Here is a 14,337-nt window from a genome sequence, read left to right on the forward strand (position 1 = left end):
GTCCGGCTGTAGGACACTGCTCGTGGTGACCCAGACTGAGCGTGTGCCCACGATGACCGTCCCGAGGCAGACGGTCGTTGCCGCGCGCTCGATGCGCGACGACCGCGTCCAAGAGCTCGCCGCCGAGGCGATGGAGCTGGTCGGCACCGACCCGTCCGCCGCGATTGCCCAGGCCGAGTTCGCGCTGGCGTCGGCCCGCGGCCGCAAGGACGCCGCCGCGCGCACGCTTGCCTGGCGCGCCCTGGGTCTCGGCGCCCGCGCCAAGGGCGACCTCGCCACCGCGGACGGCGCGCTGCTGCGCGCGGTGCGCTCTGCCACCCAGGCCGGTGACCCGCAGGGTGCGGCCGAGGCGCGGATGACCCGCTCGTTCGTGCTGCTCGACCTCGGCAAGACCTCGCAGGCGCTGCGGCAGTCCGGGACGGCGGCAGACGTGCTGGACGGGCTGCCGAAGGCCCGTTTGGAGGCGCAGCGCGCGCTGATCCTGCAGCGCTGCGGCAGGTTCGGTGAGGCGCTGGAGGTCTATGACCGCGTGGTGCCGGTGTTCGTCGCAAGCGGTGACGAGGTCTGGGAGTCGCGGGCCCGCGGAAACCGAGGGATCCTGCACGCGTTCCGCGGTGAGATCGCCGAGGCGGAGCAGGACCTGGATCGCACCCGCGAGCTCTTCCTCGCTGCCGGACGAGAGCTGGACGCCGCCGGGGCGATGTGGAACCTGGGCTGCCTGGCTCGTGAGCGCAGCGACGTCGTCCTCGCGCTGGAGCGGTTCGACGAGGCCGATCCGATCTGCGATCGCCACGGGTACATCGTCGGACTGCGGCTGCTGGATCGCGCCTCACTGATGCTCGCGTGCGGTGTGGTCACGGAGGCCCGCCAGCTCGCCGAACGTGCCCTGCAGGCGCTGGCGGAGGCCAACCAGGGCGCGGACCTGATGGAGTGCCAGGCACTGCTTGCGCGGATCACCCTGCTGGATGCCGACCCGGTCAGCGCTGTCGAGTACGCGCGCTCGGCCCGCCAGCTCGCAGCGAGGCAGGGCCGCAAGGGATGGGTGCTGCAGGCACGACTCCTCGAGCTCCTCGCGCTCGAGGAGCAGGGCGAGCCGGGTCTGGACCGCAGAGCCCGCGCCCTGGTCTCCGCGCTCGACGAGGCCCGGTGGGCCGATGCCGCCACCGAAGCGCGCCTGGCAGCGGCACGTGCCGCCTCGGCGTCCGGACGGCACGGCCAGGCAGACGTGCTGCTGAGTGAGGCCAAGGACGCCACGGTCGGCGCATCCACTGTCACCCGGATCCGTTACTGGCACGCGGCGGCATTGCTGAGGCAGCGCCGCGGCGACGCGCAAGGTGCGGCCAGTGCAGTGCGGGCAGGCATGACCGTCCTGTCGCGCCACCGGGCGGGACTGGGGGCGAGCGACCTGCAGGCCCACGTCCCGGCGCTGGCCCAGGATCTGGCGCGGGTCGGCATCCGGGTCGCGTTGGACAGTGGCTCAGCCGACCGCCTGTTGCGCGAGGTTGAGCGATGGCGTGGGCAGGACCTGCGGTCCCGCCCGGTCAGGCCGCCTCGCGACCCCGAGCTGTCTCAGGCGATCGAGCGTCTGCGGCGAGCGTCGACCGAGGCACAGGAGGCCGGGGTCGGCGCGTCGGGCGATCGATCCGCCGCGCTGACTCTGGCTGCTCGCGAACGGGACGTGGTCCGGCTCAGTCGTCGAGCAGAGCCAGGAGCCTGGAGCCCCCCACTGCCGCCAGCCTCGGCAGTCGAGCTCGTCCGCGGTTTGGCTGGTCGCAGCTTCGTCGAGTACGTCGTGACCGAAGGCGACCTGTTGGCCCTCACCCTGGCCGGCACCGGATCGGCCAGGGTCCGGCTGCACCACCTCGGCAGGGTTCGTGAGGTCGAGGATCGCCTGGCCCACCTGCAGTTCGCGTTGGCCCGGCTGGCGACCGGAAGAGGCAGCCCGGGGGCACTCGCCGCCGCGCTCGCCGGTGCCCAGGAGTCTGCCTCGCAGCTCGACCAGCTGTTGGTGACACCGCTGCATGAGGCGCTGCAGCTGGCGGGTGCCGAGGGTCTTCCAGGCGTCGTGGTAGCACCGACCGAGGCGCTTCACGCCGTTCCTTGGGCCCTGCTGCCCAGCCTGCAGGGATGCCCGACCCATCTCGTGCGGTCCGGCACGGCCTGGCTGGCCGCCCGCTCGAACAGGTCGATGCGCGCACCCAAGAGCGTCGACCGGCCGGAAGTGTTCGTCACGGGCCCGGGTGTCACCCTCGCACCGACCATGCCCGAGCACCGAGCCCGGTTCGCGACCGTGCAGTTCGGTGCGGCCGCGACGGTGGCCACCACGCTTGAGCTGCTGGACGGGGCGTCCGTCGCCCACGTCGCGGCGCACGGCAGGTTCCGCTCGGACAACCCGCTCCTGTCGTCGCTGAGGCTGGCCGACGGCGACCTGACCGTCTACGACCTCGAGGGACTGCGGCGCCCGCCGGAGCTGGTCGTCCTCGCCGCGTGCCACTCCGCGGCTGCGCAGGTCCTGCCCGGGAACCAGCTGCTGGGGGTGGCGCACGCCCTGCTCACGATGGGATCGGCAGGGGTCATCGCGACCACCCTGCCGACGCCGGACGAGGAGACCGCGGTCCTGATGGACGCGCTGCACAGGAACTTGGCTGACGGCCTGGACGCGGGTGCGGCGCTCCTCGCGGCGCGCCGCACCCTCGACCTGGGCTCACCGGCCGGCTACGCGACCAGTGCCGGTTTCGACCTCTACGGCTGCTGAGTCACCGCGTCCTGAGTCACCGCGTCCTGAGTCACGCCGTCGTTGCGGCCGGCAGCCGCACGTCGGTCGCCGGCGCGTATCGCCGTCCATAGCCGTCCTCTGGGAGGTCCCCGAGCTCCTCGAGGAACTCGTCGGCGACCTCGCGAGCTGTGCGGTTCGACGTCGCGGTACGACGCGCGATCTCCGCTGCCACCAGCGGGGCCGCGAAGGAGGTCCCGCTCCAGGTCGCCCATCCGCTGAACTGGGGATCGTCCGTCACGCCGTCCCGGACCCCGTCGACGTACGAGCTGTGCAGATCGACCCCGGGAGCGCAGACGTCGACCCAGGGCCCGTAGTTGCTGAACGAGGCCGTCCGCCCGTTGGCGCTGTCGTAGGCAGCCACCGCGATGACCTCGCGGAAGGCGGCCGGCCAGAAGCGGCGGCTGTGCCCGTTGTTGCCCGCGGCGGCGACCACCACGCGTGAGGGGTCCAAGGCCGACAAAGCCGCCCGCAGGGCGCGAGGCCGTCGGTTGTCGCGGGTGTAGCCACCCAGAGACAGGTTGATCACGGGTGCCGTCGTCTCCGCAACCCCCAGAGCGACAGTGAGGTCATCACCGAAACCGTTGGACGTCAGCACCTTTCGCTGCTCGAGCGCGAGGTTCGGGGCGACGCGCTGCGCCAGGCCGCAGATGAACGTGCCGTGGCCGGCCTCGGTGTCGAGGAACCTGTCTCCGTCCTCGTTGAGCCGATCGATGTCGTCGGCCATCTCGTCCAGCAGGGCTGGCGCGAACAGCGCGTGGGCCGGGTCGGTGACTCCCGTGTCGAGAACGGCCAGGTCGGGGTCGTCGGAAAGCAAGTTGAACGACGCCGGGATCGTCAGGCCGGTAGCGATGGACGGCTCGCTGGCAGGCCCACCGAAGTACACCCACTCGCCGGCGAAGACGTGGTTGAGGGCCACGTGCGAGCCAACTGCCTCGACACGAGGCGCCAGCGTGCGCTGCAGCGCGGTGAGTCGGACGTCCGAAGGGATCTGCCAGGCCTGCAGGTCGACCCCGCGGCCCTCGAAGCGGGCGTTCAGCTCCTCGTCCGGCCGCACGCGGGAGGACTGGGTCTCGCTGCGCAGCTCGTCGACCGCGCCGCGCCCGAGCAGCAGCTGGCCGGGTCGGAAGAGGTAGCCCTCATCTGCGTCGACCTGTGCCACCCCGCCCTGGTGGGGCTCGCGGGCGAGTGCGCGAGCAAGTGCGTCAGCGCGCCGGCGCTGCCAGTCCTGGGATGCGTTCATGACCGTCCTTCGTCGAGGTCGTCTCGGGTCAGCTCACCCGTGGTGGCCGGGCTCGACCACCTCAAGACATGCGTCGTGGGGGTCGGAAGCAGTCTGCCCCCGACCCCCACGTCTCAGCCAGTACTTCCAGGCTGCGGCGGCTCTGGATCCCAGGACCATCGCGGCCCGCCGGACGGTGGTTGGTACCCCACAGCCTCGGCCCGCGCACGTCGCCTGGCGATGATGATCCGCGCACGGGCTCGTGCAACGTTCGCCCGGCGGGCTCGTACCACTCGCTCGCTCTGCACCATCGATCGCTCCCCTCCGTCGGAGACGCACGCGACGTCGTCTGCCGTCACGACCTGACAGAGCGGGGCGAGCGGACCCTGATACGGCTTGGGCGAAAATAGTTCTGGTCGGGCTACCTTTGCCTCATGTCCGAGGTCCAGGGCGTGGACGACGGGGCGCCTCGCCGCAGGCATCGCCCCGCCAGGCGCTTCCTGGCCTGGGTCCGGCCACAACACGCAGCGCCAGGTGAGACCCCGCGGATGTGGCGGGTCTGGATCTCCGCGCCTCTCGTCGTGGCTGCCGCTGGTGGAGTGGCGTATCTGATCTACCTGCAGCTGCGCGATGCCGCGCCGCCGGTGGTGGTTCCCGGACAGCCCCCGGCAGTGAACACGTTGGAGGTCGTCAAGACGACCATCTCCGTCGCAGCCTTCATCGGAGCCGTGCTGGCCGGTCTGTACGCCTATCGCAAGCAGCGGCTCACCGAAGCCGACTCACTGCGCGCGGACGCCGTCCAGCTGGCCCAGCGGTACACCACAGCGGCGGAGCAGCTCGGCCACGTTCAACCAGCCGTGCGACTGGCCGGCGTGTACGCGATGGCCAGGCTGGCCGACGACTGGGAGGAACAACGCCAGAGCTGCATCGACGTCCTCTGTGCCTACCTTCGGATGTCCGCGCGAACGCATCAACAGGTCGGCCCCGACGATGCCGGCGAGCTTGAGGTCCGCGACACCATCCAGCGACGGATCGCCGAGCACCTCAGGCCCAGCAAGGGCGCGGTGGACTGGACGGACCACGAGTTCGACCTGGACAACACGACGCTGCACGAGCTGGCCTTCGATTCCATTGTCTGCCACCGGCGCATGTCGTTCAGCGGCGCCACTTTCACCGGGGACGCCAGGTTCGACCACGCGACGTTCTGCGTGGACGCGAGGTTCGACGGGGCGAAGTTCGACGGGGAGATCAGATTCGACGAGGCGAACTTCCTGGGGGCGACCAGGTTCGACAACGCGACCCTGAAGGGGGGCGCCAGGTTCGATCACGCGAGGTTGACCGGCGACGTCCGGTTCGACGGCGCGACGTTCGGCGCCAGCGAGAGGTTCGACCACGCGACCTTTGGCGGGGGCGTCAGGTTCGACCACGTGACGTTCGGTGGGGCCGCCAGGTTCGACCACGCGACCTTTGGCGGGCTCGCCAGGTTCGACCCCGCGACGTTCACCGCCGATGCCGGGTTCGAGGACGCAACCTTCGCCAAGGACTGCGGGTTCGAGGGTGCGACCTTCCAGGACGCGTGGTTCGACGGTGCGAAGTTCTGCGGAGACGCCAGATTCGGCAACGCCACGTTCCAGAACGCGAGGTTCGATGACGCGACCTTCACTCGGTTCGCCGGGTTTCGCAGCGGTGCCGTCTCGGGGTCCGTCGGGTTCATCGGCACCGCGTTCGTCGGGGACGCAGAGTTCGCTGGCGGGACCTTCGTGGATGCCCGGTTCGGCAACGCCACCTTCGCCAGGAACGCGCGATTCGACAGCGTGACGTTCGGTGACGCCAGATTCTCGAGGGCGACGTTCGCGGTTGTCCCCACCGTCTACGGCATGAAGAACACGAAGCGGAGCGAACTCAGCGGCACACCGTTCCACACGTGGCCTGACGTCCGCGGTCCGGCGACCCTCGCTGGCAGTCCGGGGGTCGGTGCCGCGGGGGATTCGTCGGCAGTGGACGACGGCTCGACCTGACCCCCGGACTACAACCTTGGCCGCCCTGCTGGGCGCGCGGGGGCCGGCTGACACTCGCGTAGACTGCTCGGGAGTTCGGCCGCACGCCTTGGGCGACGACGAGAGCAGCCGTCCCACCCATCCTTCTGCGTGAGAGGCCCATCACCGTGATCACCGCCACCGCACTCGAGGTGCGCGCCGGCGCGCGTGTGCTGCTCGAGGCCGCCTCGTTCCGGGTCGCCAGCGGCGACCGGATCGGCCTGGTCGGTCGCAACGGCGCGGGCAAGACCACGCTGACGAAGATCCTGGCCGCCCAGGGGCAACCCGCGGCCGGCACGGTGACCAGCTCGGGCGAGGTCGGCTACCTGCCGCAGGACCCACGCACCGGGGACCTCGAGGTGCTGGCCCGGGACCGCATCCTGTCCGCCCGCGGGCTGGATGTCGTCATCCGCGACCTGCGCGAGACCGAGGCCCGGATGGCCAGCGCCGACGACGAGACACGCGACAAGGCGATGGCCCGCTACAGCCGCCTGGATGCCGAGTTCCAGTCCCGGGGCGGCTACTCGGCCGAGAGCGAGGCAGCCAGCATCGCCAGCAGCCTGGCCCTGCCCGAGCGGGTGCTCGGCCAGCCGCTGCACACCCTGTCCGGTGGTCAGCGGCGCCGGGTCGAGCTGGCCCGCATCCTGTTCAGCGGCGCCCAGACGCTGCTGCTCGACGAGCCGACCAACCACCTGGACGCCGACTCGATCAGCTGGCTGCGCGACTACCTGAAGGCGTTCCGTGGTGGCCTGGTGATCATCAGCCACGACGTGGGGCTGCTGGACGTGGTGGTCAACCGTGTCTTCCACCTGGACGCCAACCGGGCCGAGCTCGACCTGTACAACGTCGGCTGGAAGCTCTACCTCACCCAGCGCGAGACCGACGAGCGACGCCGCAAGCGCGAGCGGGCGAACGCCGAGAAGAAGGCCGCCACCCTGCTGTCGCAGGCCGACAAGATGCGCGCGAAGGCGAGCAAAGCCGTTGCCGCACAGAACATGGCGCGCCGGGCCGAGCGGCTGCTGGCAGGGCTCGAGGACCAGCGGGTCAGCGACAAGGTCGCGAAGCTGCGGTTCCCCGAACCGGCTCCCTGTGGTCGCACCCCACTGACCGCAGCGGGGCTGTCACGGTCCTACGGCTCGCTCGAGGTGTTCACCGACGTCGACCTGGCCATCGACCGGGGCAGCAAGGTCGTCGTCCTGGGGCTGAACGGTGCGGGCAAGACCACGCTGCTGCGGATGCTGGCCGGCATCGACCCGCCGGACACCGGCGACGTCAACCCCGGCCACGGCCTCAAGCTCGGCTACTACGCGCAGGAGCACGAGACGCTGGACACCGAGCGCACGGTGCTGGAGAACATGCGCACGGCCGCTCCGGACCTCGGTGACACGGACGTGCGCAAGGTGCTCGGCTCCTTCCTGTTCAGCGGGGACGACGCCGAGAAGCCGGTGCGCGTGCTGTCCGGCGGCGAGAAGACGCGTCTCGCGCTGGCCACCCTGGTGGTCTCCAGCGCCAACGTGCTGCTGCTCGACGAGCCGACGAACAACCTCGACCCCGCCAGCCGGGACGAGGTGCTCGGCGCGCTGCGCACCTACAAGGGCGCCGTCGTCCTGGTCACCCACGACGAGGGCGCGGTGCACGCGCTCGAGCCCGAGCGAGTGCTGCTCCTACCGGACGGCGACGAGGACCTCTGGAGCGCCGACTACGCCGACCTGGTCGCACTCGCCTGATCATCTCGAGTGGCGCGGAACCCCGACATCTCGGACCATGAAAGCCCGAGAGTAGAGGAGCCCACATGACCACCGTCAAGAAGGGCGCGCGGCTGACTGGGGACGACAGGGCCAAGATGACCAAGAAGGTCACATCCCTGTACCGCGAGGGAAAGAGCATCCGCGACATCTCCCACGAGACGGGCCGATCGTACGGCTTCGTCCACCGGGTGCTGTCCGAGAGCGACCTGGTGCTACGCGGTCGTGGAGGGGCGACGCGACGGCGGAGCGGCTGAACCGACTGCCTGCCCGCGAGCCTCGGCCGGCTGGCTAGGCTCGCGGACATGTCGCAATCGCAGCTGGACGTCGACCCTGACCTGCTGGCCGGCGGTCACCTCCGCGCCGACGTCGAGGGTGCGGTGCTCACGGTCACCCTCGACCGTCCGCAGGCGCGGAACGCGCAGACCCCCAGCACGTGGCGTGCCCTGGCCGCGATCGGCGACGCCCTGGACGACTCGGTCCGCGTTGTGGTGCTGCGTGCCGAGGGGGAGTCCTTCAGCGCCGGGCTGGACCGTGCCATGTTCGGTGCCGGCCTGCCGGGAGAGCCCGGATTGATGGATCTCGCCCGGATGACGGGCGACGACCTCGACGCCACGATCGCCTCCTTCCAGCGGGGCTTCAGCTGGCTGTGCGACGACCGGGTGATCAGCGTCGCCGTCGTGCAGGGACACGCGGTCGGCGCCGGGTTCCAGCTCGCTCTGGCCTGTGACCTGCGGATCGTGGCGGAGGACGCACAGCTGGCGATGCGCGAGACCAGCCTCGGTCTGGTCCCGGACCTGACCGGCACGTCCCCGCTGGTGCGCGCCATCGGGTACAGCCGCGCGTTGGAAGTCTGCGTCACCGGCCGCTGGATCGGTGCGGAGGAGGCGGTTCGGATCGGGCTCGCATCCCTTCGCGTCGAGCGCGCCCACCTCGGTGCCGCGGTGGACGACCTGCTGGGCGCGCTGACCGCCGCTGACGTCGGCGCGGTCCGCGAGACGAAGGCTCTGCTGCGCGGAGCTCAGGACCGCACCGACCTCGAGCAGCACGCCGCGGAGAGGGCCGCGCAGGGTAGACGGCTCGCCGCACTGGCGGCGGCGATGCAGCCCGGCTGACACCGCGTCGTCGGGTGGTGCGTCAGGTCGCCGCGGGAAGCACCGTGGTGTGACGGGTGTTGCACAGCTGACGACGAAAGAGCCCGCGGCCGTGCCCGATGGGCACGAAGGAGACGCTGCATGTCGATGGGTGGGATGGGTCGCGCGAGCGGTTCCTTCATGAGCTCTGTACGCCGGGACCAGTCGGTCAAGCAGGCGGCGCTGAGCCCCGGGGTCGCTCGGCGCATCATGGGGTTCGCGAGGCCGTTCCGCGGCCGGATCGCGGCCTTCCTGGTGCTGGTCGTGATCTCGTCGGTCCTGGTGGTGGCCACGCCGCTGCTGCTGAAGCGGATCATCGACCAGGGTGTCGTCCCGGGCGACAAGTCCGTGGTCGTGAGCTCCGCGCTGCTGGTCGCGGCGATCGCGGTCTTGGACGCGCTGCTCGGCCTGGTCGAGCGGTTCCTCTCCTCGAGCATCGGCGAGGGGCTCATCTACTCGTTGCGCGTGAAGGTGTTCGCGCACGTGCAGCGGATGCCGATCGCGTTCTTCACCCGGACCCAGACCGGCTCGCTGGTGACCCGGCTGAACAGCGACGTGATCGGTGCTCAGCAGGCGTTCACCTCGACGTTGTCATCGGTGGTCTCGAACGTCGTGACCCTCGTCGTCGTGCTGATCACCATGCTGGCGCTGTCCTGGCAGATCACCCTGGTCGCGCTGGTCATGCTGCCGCTGTTCGTCATTCCGGCGCAGCTGCTCGGCCGACGGCTGGCCAAGATCAGCCGGGAGGCGATGCAGCTGAACGCCGAGCTCGGCCAGACGATGACCGAACGCTTCAACGTCGCCGGCGCGATGCTCGTCAAGATCTTCGGACACCTGCCGCGCGAGGAGGAGGAGTTCTCCAGCAAGGCTTTGCGGGTGCGTGACATCGGCATCCGCTCGGCGATGTTCGGGCGGTTCCTCTACACCGCACTGGTCCTGGTGGCCGCGCTGGCCACGGCATTGGTCTACGGCGCGGGCGGGATCTTCGTGATCGACGGCAAGCTCGAGGTCGGTGCGCTGGTCGCGATGGCTGCGCTGCTCGGGCGGTTGTACGGACCGCTGACCGCGCTGTCCAACGTGCAGGTCGACGTGATGACGGCTTTGGTCAGCTTCGACCGGGTCTTCGAGGTCCTCGACCTCGAGCCGCTGGTCCGCGACCGCGAGGACGCGGTCGAGCTACCGGCGGATTCGTCGTCCGTCTCCTTCGACCATGTCGCGTTCAGCTACCCGGCCGCCTCCGAGGTCTCGCTGGCGTCGCTGGAGTCGGTCGCGGTGCTCGACCAGAGCGAGCCGCAGCCGGTGCTGCGGGACATCAGCTTCGACGTCCAGCCCGGTCAGGTGGTGGCCCTGGTGGGGCCCTCAGGCGCCGGCAAGTCGACCATCACGCACTTGGTCTCGCGGCTGTACGACGTCCGGTCCGGTGCCGTGCGGATCGGCGGGCACGACGTCCGCGAGGTGACCCTGGAGTCCTTGCACCGCACCGTCGGTGTGGTCAGCCAGGACGCGCACATGTTCCACGACACCATCCGCGGGAACCTGCTGCTGGCCCGGCCCGAAGCGACCCACGACGACCTCGTGACCGCCTGCCGGGACGCCCAGATCTGGGGTCTGGTCAGCTCACTGCCCGAGGGGCTCGACACGGTGGTCGGCGACCGCGGCTACCGACTGTCCGGCGGTGAGAAGCAGCGGCTGGCGCTGGCCCGGCTGCTGCTGAAGGCCCCCTCCATCGTGGTGCTGGACGAGGCGACCGCGCATCTGGACTCGGAGAGCGAGGTGGCGGTGCAGCGGGCGCTGGCGACCGCGTTGCAGGGACGCACCGCCATCGTCATCGCGCACCGGCTGTCCACGATCCGCGACGCCGACCAGATCCTGGTGGTGGACGACGGGGCGATCGTCGAGCGCGGCACGCACCTGAGCCTGCTGGCCGGCGGCGGCCTGTACGCCGACCTGTACCGGACCCAGTTCGCCCAGCAGGACTCACCGTCGCCGATGCTGCTGGACAGCGACACCCTTGCTCAGCCCGACCCGCTGCGCGAGCGCTCTCAAGCGGGTCTGGGTGAGCAGACCGGGCTGGGGTGAGCAAGCGGGGGATCAGAGGGAGCGGGTGGCTCCGCCGTCGACCGGGATGGCTGTGCCGGTGAGGTAGGACCCGGCGGGGGACAGCACGAAGGTCGCGACCCGGGCGAACTCGTCGGGGCGTCCGTAGCGACGCAGCGGGATGCTGGCCTCGGCCTCGCGACGGGCCATGTCGGCGTTGCCGCTGAGCTCGTCGAGGTGACGTACCCGGTCGGTGTCGATCCGGCCCGGCAGCAGGGCGTTGACCCGGACGGCGCGGTGCCCGTTCTCGTCCGCCATGGTCTTGGCCAGCATGGCCAGGCCCGGGCGAAGCCCGTTCGACGTCGCCAGGTGCGGGATCGGCGACTTCACCGACGTGGACAGTACGAAGGCGATCGAGCATCCCTCGACGGACGCCGCATCCGCCACTGCCCGCGCCAGCCGAACCGGGCCGAGGAAGACGGTCTCGAACGCCGCGCGCCACTGGTCGTCGGTGATCTCGTCGGTCGTGCCAGCCGGTGGGCCGCCGACGCTGATCAGCGCCCCGTCCAGGCGGCCGAACCGGGCGACGGCTGCGGCGACCAGGCGCTCCGGCAGCTCGGGATCGGCGAGGTCCCCCGGCAGCACGAGCACGTTGCCGGGCTCGGCGGAGGCGGCTAGCTCCTCGAGCTGCTGGGGGTCGCGGCTGCAGACGAGCAGCCGCGCTCCCTCGGCCAGCAGCTGGTCAGCGGTCGCCCGGCCGAGGCCGGTCGAGGCGCCGGTGACGATGTAGGCGCGGTCGGTCAGTCCGAGGTCCATAGCGCACAGTGTGGCACTCGTTGCGCGGCGTCACTCATCCTCGTCGTCCCAGATGCGCCGTCGGCGGTTCGGCACGGCGACGGACGGACGTTGCGCGGTGCTCGGCGACCGACCTGTCGACGCGCCCGCGGAGCCGCGGCCGGACGCCTGCTCGGCCTGTGCCGCGGCGGCTTCGCGACGTCCTCGCCGGACGTACCAGAACGGAAATCCGAGGGCCAGGGCGGCGAACAGCAGCCACTGCACCGCGTACGAGGCGTTGATCCCCTCGCCGCCGTCCAGCTCCGGTGCGCCCAGCACGGCGGGTGCGCTCGAGGGCGCCGGACTCTCGCTGACCAGGGCGCCGTAGGCGGAGTACAGCTGGTGGCCGGTGCTGGCCTCGACCGTGCTCAGGTCGATGCTCGCGACCTGACCGGCGGGCACCTGCTGGCCGTGCTTCGGTTCGCCCTGCCGCAGCCTGGCCACTACCTGCACGGGGCCGGCCGGGGCGGCGGGGACGGCGTCCGGCTCCTGCCCGGGGTGCGAGCCGGTGGTGCCGTTCGGCAGCCAGCCACGGTCGACCAGCAGGGCGCTGCCGTCGTCCAGCACCAGCGGCACGAGCACCTCGTACCCGTACGTCGGGCCGGTGTCGTCGATGTCGCGCGGCCGGTTGCGCACCAGGGTGGTGGCGGCCGTGTCGTACTGTCCGCTCACCTGCACCTGGCGCCACTCGTCGTCGCGGTCGAACGGCGCGTCGGCGTTCGGGACCAGCCGGTTGAGCGGGACGGGCGTCGCGTCGTAGTTTCGCTGCACCAGCTGCTTGGCCGCGTGCTTGTGCTGGTAGCGGTGGTACTGCCAGCGGCTGAGACCGACGCAGCCGAGCGCGACGACGATCGCCATCAGGACCAGAGCGATGATCTGCTGATGGCGTCGCCAGAGGTCGAGGCCGGGCACGCAATGACGGTAACCGCAGCGTGGCGCGGACAGGCCCGCGGGGACGTACGCTGACCCCGTGTCCGCCCTTCATCAGGACGAGCCAGCACCGCGCCGGCTCGTCGACGCCTTCGGTCGGGTGGCGAGCGACCTGCGGGTCTCCGTCACCGACCGCTGCAACCTGCGGTGCAGCTACTGCATGCCCGCCGAGGGTCTGGAGTGGTTGCCCAAGCCGGAGCTGCTCACCTTCGAGGAGCTGACCCGGGTCATCTCGGTGGCCGTCGGGCTGGGGGTCAGGTCCGTCCGGCTGACCGGCGGCGAGCCGTTGCTGCGCCGCGGCCTGCCCGAGCTGGTCCGGCAGATCGCTGAGCTCGAACCTCGGCCGTCAATCGCAATGACGACAAACGGGCTGGGGCTCGACCGGCTGGCCGGCCCGCTGCGCGAGGCCGGGCTGGACCGGGTCAACGTCTCTTTGGACACGATCGACCGGGACGTCTTCACGCGGCTGACCCGCCGGGACCGCCTGGACGACGTGGTGGCCGGTCTGGCTGCTGCCGCGGACGCCGGCCTCACCCCGGTCAAGGTGAACGCGGTGGCCATGCGCCAGGTGAACGACGAAGGCGTCGCGGACCTGCTGCAGTGGTGCCTGGACCGCGGCTACCAGCTGCGCTTCATCGAGCAGATGCCGCTGGACGCGCAGCACGCCTGGCAGCGCTCCAACATGGTCACCCAGACCGAGATCCTGGACCGGCTGGCCGAGCGCTTCACGCTCAGCCCGACGGCGCAGGACCGAGGCAGCTCGCCGGCCCAGACCTGGCTGGTGGACGGCGGACCGGCCACGGTGGGGGTCATCGCGAGCGTCAGCCAGCCCTTCTGCGGGGCCTGCGACCGGCTGCGGCTCACCGCCGACGGACAGCTGCGCTCGTGCCTGTTCGCGCGCACCGAGGACGACCTGCGAACCCCGTTGCGGTCCGGCGCGAGCGACGACGACCTGGCCGAGCACATGCTCGCGCTAGTGGCTTCGAAGAAGGCCGGTCACGGCATCGACGACCCGACATTCCTTCAGCCGGCCCGGCCGATGTCCGCGATCGGCGGCTGAGCGGCTAACGCAGGGAGCTGGCGGGCTCGGTCTCGCGCAGGAACCCGCGCACGGTGAGGAACTCGCCCAGAGTCTCCCGGTGGGCGTCGCAGGCCAGCCACGTCTTGCGTCGCTCCGGCGGGTGCAGCTTGGGGTTGTTCCAGCGCAGCACCCAGGTGGCGTGCGCGCCACAGCCCTTGGAGCTGCACATCAGGTCAGGGACCACCTCGGCGGAGTCCCGACCACCCAGTGGCCCGATCACGGCGCCAGCCTGCCACGTCGTCCGTCGTCAACGGCGTCCGGCTCGGGCGTGTACACCTGGTGACCCGGCGCGCGCCGGGGGCCGGCGTTGGCCATCACCACGGCGACGTACGGCAGGACGATGGCGGCGGCCAGGAAGACCCAGCGCAGCGGGCCCTCGAACAGGACGCACAGCACGAAGCAGACCGTGCGCACGGACATCGAGACGAGGTACTTGCGCATCCGCAGGCCCATGTCGTCGTGCTGGGACGCCTGGGCCGAGGTGATGGTGTGCACCTCTGCCGGACGCTGGTGCCGTGTCACGTCTCGACGGTACGCGCGCCGTCC

At 71.0% G+C, this 14,337-nt stretch carries 12 protein-coding genes; 7 read left to right on the forward strand and 5 right to left on the reverse strand.

All coding sequences use genetic code 11. From position 1 onward, the window contains the following. The first annotated feature begins 25 nt into the window (after positions 1–25). A complete protein-coding gene (locus ACPPVT_RS10910; protein ID WP_426567007.1) occupies positions 26–2,755 on the forward strand; it encodes a CHAT domain-containing protein in 2,730 nt (909 codons plus the stop codon). Between the two features lie 31 nt (positions 2,756–2,786). Here ACPPVT_RS10910 and ACPPVT_RS10915 read toward each other — a convergent pair whose 3' ends face one another. Then, on the reverse strand, positions 2,787–4,016 hold the full coding sequence (locus ACPPVT_RS10915) for a S8 family serine peptidase (protein ID WP_426567008.1): 1,230 nt from the start codon (positions 4,014–4,016) through the stop codon (positions 2,787–2,789). Positions 4,017–4,429: 413 nt separating this feature from the next. Here ACPPVT_RS10915 and ACPPVT_RS10920 point away from each other — a divergent pair, with 413 nt between their 5' ends. The 5 genes from ACPPVT_RS10920 to ACPPVT_RS10940 all read left to right on the forward strand — a co-directional run bounded on the left by ACPPVT_RS10920 (position 4,430) and on the right by ACPPVT_RS10940 (position 10,988). After that, complete coding sequence (locus ACPPVT_RS10920) at positions 4,430–6,013, forward strand: pentapeptide repeat-containing protein (protein ID WP_426567009.1); 1,584 nt, start codon at positions 4,430–4,432, stop codon at positions 6,011–6,013. Between the two features lie 146 nt (positions 6,014–6,159). Then, positions 6,160–7,758 (forward strand): ABC-F family ATP-binding cassette domain-containing protein, encoded by a 1,599-nt coding sequence (locus ACPPVT_RS10925; protein ID WP_426567010.1) that lies wholly within the window; start codon positions 6,160–6,162, stop codon positions 7,756–7,758. A 65-nt stretch (positions 7,759–7,823) separates the two neighbouring features. Continuing rightward, positions 7,824–8,033, forward strand: coding sequence for a helix-turn-helix domain-containing protein (locus ACPPVT_RS10930; protein ID WP_426567011.1), 210 nt, complete (start codon positions 7,824–7,826; stop codon positions 8,031–8,033). A 48-nt stretch (positions 8,034–8,081) separates the two neighbouring features. Then, entirely contained in the window at positions 8,082–8,891 is an 810-nt protein-coding gene (locus ACPPVT_RS10935; protein ID WP_426567012.1) for an enoyl-CoA hydratase/isomerase family protein, read from the forward strand. Positions 8,892–9,017: 126 nt separating this feature from the next. Then, on the forward strand, positions 9,018–10,988 hold the full coding sequence (locus tag ACPPVT_RS10940) for an ABC transporter ATP-binding protein (protein ID WP_426567124.1): 1,971 nt from the start codon (positions 9,018–9,020) through the stop codon (positions 10,986–10,988). 12 nt (positions 10,989–11,000) lie between these two features. Here ACPPVT_RS10940 and ACPPVT_RS10945 read toward each other — a convergent pair whose 3' ends face one another. Both ACPPVT_RS10945 and ACPPVT_RS10950 read right to left on the reverse strand, forming a co-directional pair. Further along, positions 11,001–11,762 (reverse strand): SDR family oxidoreductase, encoded by a 762-nt coding sequence (locus ACPPVT_RS10945; protein ID WP_426567013.1) that lies wholly within the window; start codon positions 11,760–11,762, stop codon positions 11,001–11,003. Between the two features lie 30 nt (positions 11,763–11,792). After that, positions 11,793–12,692 carry an SURF1 family protein gene (locus tag ACPPVT_RS10950; RefSeq protein ID WP_426567014.1) on the reverse strand — a complete coding sequence of 300 codons (900 nt, stop codon included), beginning with the start codon at positions 12,690–12,692 and terminating at the stop codon, positions 11,793–11,795. Positions 12,693–12,750: 58 nt separating this feature from the next. Here ACPPVT_RS10950 and moaA point away from each other — a divergent pair, with 58 nt between their 5' ends. Continuing rightward, complete coding sequence (gene moaA / locus ACPPVT_RS10955; protein ID WP_426567015.1) at positions 12,751–13,770, forward strand: GTP 3',8-cyclase MoaA; 1,020 nt, start codon at positions 12,751–12,753, stop codon at positions 13,768–13,770. A gap of 4 nt (positions 13,771–13,774) precedes the next feature. On the opposite strand, the gene ACPPVT_RS10960 is transcribed toward moaA, so the two are convergent. Further along, positions 13,775–13,960, reverse strand: a complete 186-nt coding sequence (locus ACPPVT_RS10960) for a hypothetical protein (protein ID WP_426567125.1) — start codon at positions 13,958–13,960, stop codon at positions 13,775–13,777. Between the two features lie 47 nt (positions 13,961–14,007). Further along, positions 14,008–14,313, reverse strand: coding sequence for a DUF3099 domain-containing protein (locus ACPPVT_RS10965; protein WP_426567016.1), 306 nt, complete (start codon positions 14,311–14,313; stop codon positions 14,008–14,010). Positions 14,314–14,337 lie beyond the last annotated feature (24 nt).

It is taken from the genome of Angustibacter sp. McL0619 (genome assembly GCF_049994355.1).
Taxonomy (GTDB): domain Bacteria; phylum Actinomycetota; class Actinomycetes; order Actinomycetales; family Angustibacteraceae; genus Angustibacter.